General features: G+C 70.5%; 4 protein-coding genes and 2 pseudogenes. 3 read left to right on the top strand and 3 right to left on the bottom strand.

What is annotated here, in order from left to right:
• A pseudogene (locus KDL01_RS39605) lies at positions 1–197 on the top strand (IS5/IS1182 family transposase); the annotation flags it as partial.
• A gap of 46 nt (positions 198–243) precedes the next feature.
• Here the strand turns inward: KDL01_RS39605 and KDL01_RS39600 are convergent.
• Positions 244–795 (bottom strand): annotated as a pseudogene (locus KDL01_RS39600) (NAD-dependent epimerase/dehydratase family protein); the annotation flags it as partial.
• 30 nt (positions 796–825) lie between these two features.
• The gene (locus KDL01_RS39595) at positions 826–1,257 is read right to left on the bottom strand and encodes a darcynin family protein (RefSeq protein WP_281415844.1); all 432 of its coding nucleotides are present in this window, start codon (positions 1,255–1,257) and stop codon (positions 826–828) included.
• A gap of 47 nt (positions 1,258–1,304) precedes the next feature.
• Here KDL01_RS39595 and KDL01_RS39590 point away from each other — a divergent pair, with 47 nt between their 5' ends.
• Positions 1,305–2,219: a LysR family transcriptional regulator gene (locus KDL01_RS39590; RefSeq protein WP_212533869.1), complete on the top strand. Its 915-nt coding sequence runs from the start codon at positions 1,305–1,307 to the stop codon at positions 2,217–2,219.
• 83 nt (positions 2,220–2,302) lie between these two features.
• On the opposite strand, the gene KDL01_RS39585 is transcribed toward KDL01_RS39590, so the two are convergent.
• Positions 2,303–2,590: a hypothetical protein gene (locus KDL01_RS39585; RefSeq protein WP_212533868.1), complete on the bottom strand. Its 288-nt coding sequence runs from the start codon at positions 2,588–2,590 to the stop codon at positions 2,303–2,305.
• Between the two features lie 303 nt (positions 2,591–2,893).
• Here KDL01_RS39585 and KDL01_RS39580 point away from each other — a divergent pair, with 303 nt between their 5' ends.
• Entirely contained in the window at positions 2,894–3,721 is an 828-nt protein-coding gene (locus KDL01_RS39580) for a hypothetical protein (RefSeq protein WP_212533867.1), read from the top strand.
• Positions 3,722–4,009: the final 288 nt, after the last annotated feature.

Below are 4,009 nucleotides of genomic sequence, written 5' to 3'. Positions count from 1 at the left end.
AGGGCCCGAAAGGCGGGCGGCCCCCCGCATTCGACGCCGAACTGTACAAGCGCCGCAACCTGATCGAACGATGCAACAACCGGATCAAGCAGTGGCGCGGCATCGCGACCCGCTACGACAAGCTCCCCGACCGCTACCAAGGCGGAATCGAGCTGGTCAGCGCACTGATCTGGCTACGGTCTCTGTGCCCGGAATGACCCGGACACAGAGACCGTACATAGAGATTAATAGATGGTCAGATTCACCAACACTGCCTAGGTCCCGGGCGATGTCGGCCAGGAGCTTCACGAAGCCCCAGTCGCCCGGGCCGTGTACCGACGGCGCGAACCGGACCGGGACCGCACGTACCCCGCGCTCGGCGAAGTCCAGCGCCAGGTTCTCGCTGCCGCCGCGATCGGCCGACGGCCCGACCTCGGGCGACGCGTCGGCCTCCATCGCCGCACGTCCCTCGACCAGCCCGGACAGGCCATTGGCGATGAGGAACGGCCGGTCGGTTCCGGCGAGCACCTCGAGCATGGCCTCGACCGCGGCCCGTTCCGCCCGGTCGGACTCGGCCGGGTCGCCCCAGTCGTGTTTGTTGGCCAGGTGCACGACGCCCTCGGCCCGGGCCGCGCCGAGCCGCAGCGCGTCGAGATCGTCGAGGTCCCCGCGCAGCACCGCGGCCCCCCTGGCCTCGATCTCGGCCGCGGACTTCGACGAGCGGGCCAGGCCGGTCACCTCGTGCCCGGCCGACACCAGTTCCTCGACGGTGGCCGAGCCGATCCAGCCGCTCGCCCCGGTGACGAACACGCGCATGGCGTGCCTCCCTTCGTGTCAAGTCTCTTGTCAGGTCTGGATGGTGGTGACGGCTTCGACGCCGTAGTTGCGGGCATAGCCGTTCTCGACGCCGACCAGGATCTCGACGACCTCGAAGTACCGGTCCCAGAACGGCGTCTCCCGCAGCGCGTCGATGAGCAGCTGGTACGCCTGATGGTCGCGCGCCTCCCACACCCACACGTCGGTCACCCGCGCGGAGTAGAACTCGGTGTCGAAGAAGCGCGAGCGCACCCCGCTCGTCCTGCGCCGGATCGCCGGCATCACCTCGGTGGTGAGCGCCTCGACCCGCTGCTCCACGGTCAGATCGAGCCATTCCCTGGTCGTCTTCACCAGGATAAACGCCGTCACTTCGGCCTCGAAGGAGTCCTCTGGCATGGTTCCCGTCTCCCTTCGACGCGCGTCCCTCGCGCATCGATCAGAACGATAGGAACGGGCCCACATGTCGTGCCACGCAACTTGGATAAAGGTCCCTTGCGTACGATGCAACTATGCCGACCCCGACTCCGGCGCCCGAAGCGCTCGACCTGAACCTGCTGCGCGTGTTCGACGCCCTGCTTCAGGACAGCAGCGTCACGGCGGCGTCCGAGCGGCTGCACCTGTCCATCCCGGCGACCAGCCGCGCGCTGGGCCGACTGCGCCGCGCCATGGCGGATCCGATCCTGGTGCGCGCCGGACGCAGCATGGCCCCCACTCCGTTCGCCCTGCGCGCGGCCCCGCGGGTACGCGCGTTGCTGGACGAGGCGGCCGCGCTGATCAGCGCCGACCGCGAGGTCGTCCCCGCCGAACTGGCCCGGACCTTCACGATCCGCATCAACGAGGGCATCGTGGCCACCTTGGCCCCGGCGGTGATCAACGCCGCCTCGGCCGCCGCCCCGCACGTGACGCTGCGGTTCGTCGCGGAGGGCACCGAGAGCGTCGAGGCCCTGCGCGACGGCTCCATCGACCTCGACATCGGCGCCGGCGACGTCACCGCGCCGGATCTGCGTACCGCAGTGCTCTACCACGAACGGCTGGTGGGCATCGTGCGCACGGACCATCCGCTGGGCCGTCGCCGAAAGCCGACGCTGGCCGAGCTCTGCGACCACCCGCACGTCTCGGCCTCACGCCGCGGCCGCGCCCGCGGTCCGCTCGACGACGCACTCGAGGCGGCCGGCCTGCGCCGCCACGTCGCCGCCGTCGTGCCCACCTTCGCCGCCGCCGCGCTCATGGTCGCCTCCGGCCGCTACGTCGGTCTGATCCCGGAACGCCTCGCCGAGGAACACGGCCCGGCCTTGAGCCTGCACCCCTTCGCCATCCCCGCCCCGCTCCCCGAACCCGACATCCGCCTGTCCTGGCACGCCCGCCTGGACGCCGACCCGGCCCAACGCTGGCTGCGCGAGACCATCCGACAGACAGTGCACTGACACGCGGCGACACGGCGACACGGCGACGCGGCGACGCGGCGACGCGGCGACGCGGCGACGCGGCGAGTACGCCGGATACGCCGTCAGCCCCCCGACGATCCGAAGATGCCCAGCTGTGTCGGCACGCCGTATTCGTACAAGATCGCGTAGAGCGCCGTCCAACGCATCTCGCACTCGTCACACAGTGTCCGCGTACCTTGACCCGGAGGCTTGCCGCTGTTTGCCGGCGACTCGGCCAGCCTGGCCCGGAACTGCCACGCCGTGGGCGTCTCGGTCCCGAAGTAGTGCATCAGCTGCTCCGGCGCCATCGGCCGCAGCAGTGTGCGGTAGTCCCGGCCCGTGCGCGGGTCCGGGGTCTCGGTGGTCTCCACGACGTGGTGGATGGTCCAGGATCGAGTGCGTCCCCTCCTCCGCCACGAACTCCTCATCCGCCCACAGCTCCGCGAGGCTGCGATACCTGCGCAACCGCCGATCCTGCGCGAAAACCGCCTCGTGCAGCGCCGCCAGCGAGGCCTCCACGCTGACCTTGTACGGGGTCAGATATTCCCAGCCGGCCCCGCCCACCACGGGCCTCCTGTCATCACATATCAGTCCCTATCAGGCCCCTGCATGTCCCGTCGGGCGTATCCAGGCCCCCCGACACCGCCGGGCGCCGGCTGGATACGCTATGCGGCATGTGCGTTTCCTCGGGTGCCGCCACTCTTTTCGGGACGACCCTGTTCGCTGGGCGGCGCTCACATCCGGTGCACGGCCGGGTGGAGGTGCTGGGGTATCAGAACAGGGCGGTCAATCGGGCGGCCGGGCCGAATGCGATGCTCCTGCACCTGGCCGCGCGCGAGGTCACCTCGGCTCAGTTCCTGTCAGTAGGACGCTGCGACCGGATCCTGCGGGACATGGCGGCCGCGGCGGTGCCTGTGCCGGCGCTGGGACGCGGACTCGGCGTGGCGCCGGACTGGATGGACGGCGGCCGGGTGGAGGTGTTCGAGCACGACATCTACACGGTGGTGCTGGCCGAGCGCGCCACCGACATCGCGCGTGCGCTCGACCGCGTGCCGGAGCACAAGCGCCCGACGATCAGCGGCGAACTGCTCGAGTTCTACGCGGACTGTTTTCCCCGCCACCCGGTGGCGCTGTGCTGCTTCGACAACACCGAGGCCAGGCAGGCCAAGCCGCTGCTGCTGTGGTACCGGCCGCTGGACGAGGAACGGCTGGTGCTGCCGGCCATCGACTGCCACACCGGTTCGGCACCGGACTTGCGGGCGAGTGTCCGCGCGGACCACACGGTCGTGCTCGCCACCGACCGTGCCGCGAGCGAGTGGGGCGAGCCGGTCAGATACAGCCAGGCCGGTCAGATCCGGCATGAGCTGCGTGCGTTCCTGCCCACGGAGGTACGCGGCGAGCGATTCGCCCACGTGCTGCCCAACGGGGATTTCGCGATCGCGCACGACGACCTGATTCGCGGCGATCTCGAACGCATCGAGCGGGTCACGCCCGGACACTGACCCGCGCGGCCACGTCACCCGCGAAACCCGGTCTCACGACACGCCGCGTGCGCGGGCGGCGGGGGTGTTCGCGTGGGCAGGAGAGCGGTATCGGTAGGGTGCGTCCCACGCCGGCCCAGCCCGCAGCACCGCACCGAGAGAGCCAGATCCTGATGACCAGCACCAGCACCACCACCGCACCGCGCGCGGAGCTCCTGTTCGAGAACGGGCCGGTGTTCGCGGCCGACGGGGCCGAGGAGCCGGTGCGCCAGCCGGTCGCGGTGGGGCGGTGGCGGATTCTCGCGGTGG

The organism is Actinospica durhamensis (assembly GCF_018139695.1).
In the GTDB taxonomy this organism is placed as follows: Bacteria; Actinomycetota; Actinomycetes; order Streptomycetales; family Catenulisporaceae; genus Actinospica; species Actinospica durhamensis.
This window is presented reverse-complemented; position numbering and strand designations above follow the sequence as displayed.

Excerpts from the sequence above, each read along its gene's own strand:
- KDL01_RS39580 (WP_212533867.1), top strand. The coding sequence starts at position 2,894 with ATGTGCGTTTCCTCGGGTGCCGCCACTCTTTTCGGGACGACCCTGTTC.
- KDL01_RS39590 (WP_212533869.1), top strand. The coding sequence starts at position 1,305 with ATGCCGACCCCGACTCCGGCGCCCGAAGCGCTCGACCTGAACCTGCTG.
- KDL01_RS39595 (WP_281415844.1), bottom strand. The coding sequence starts at position 1,257 with ATGTGGGCCCGTTCCTATCGTTCTGATCGATGCGCGAGGGACGCGCGT.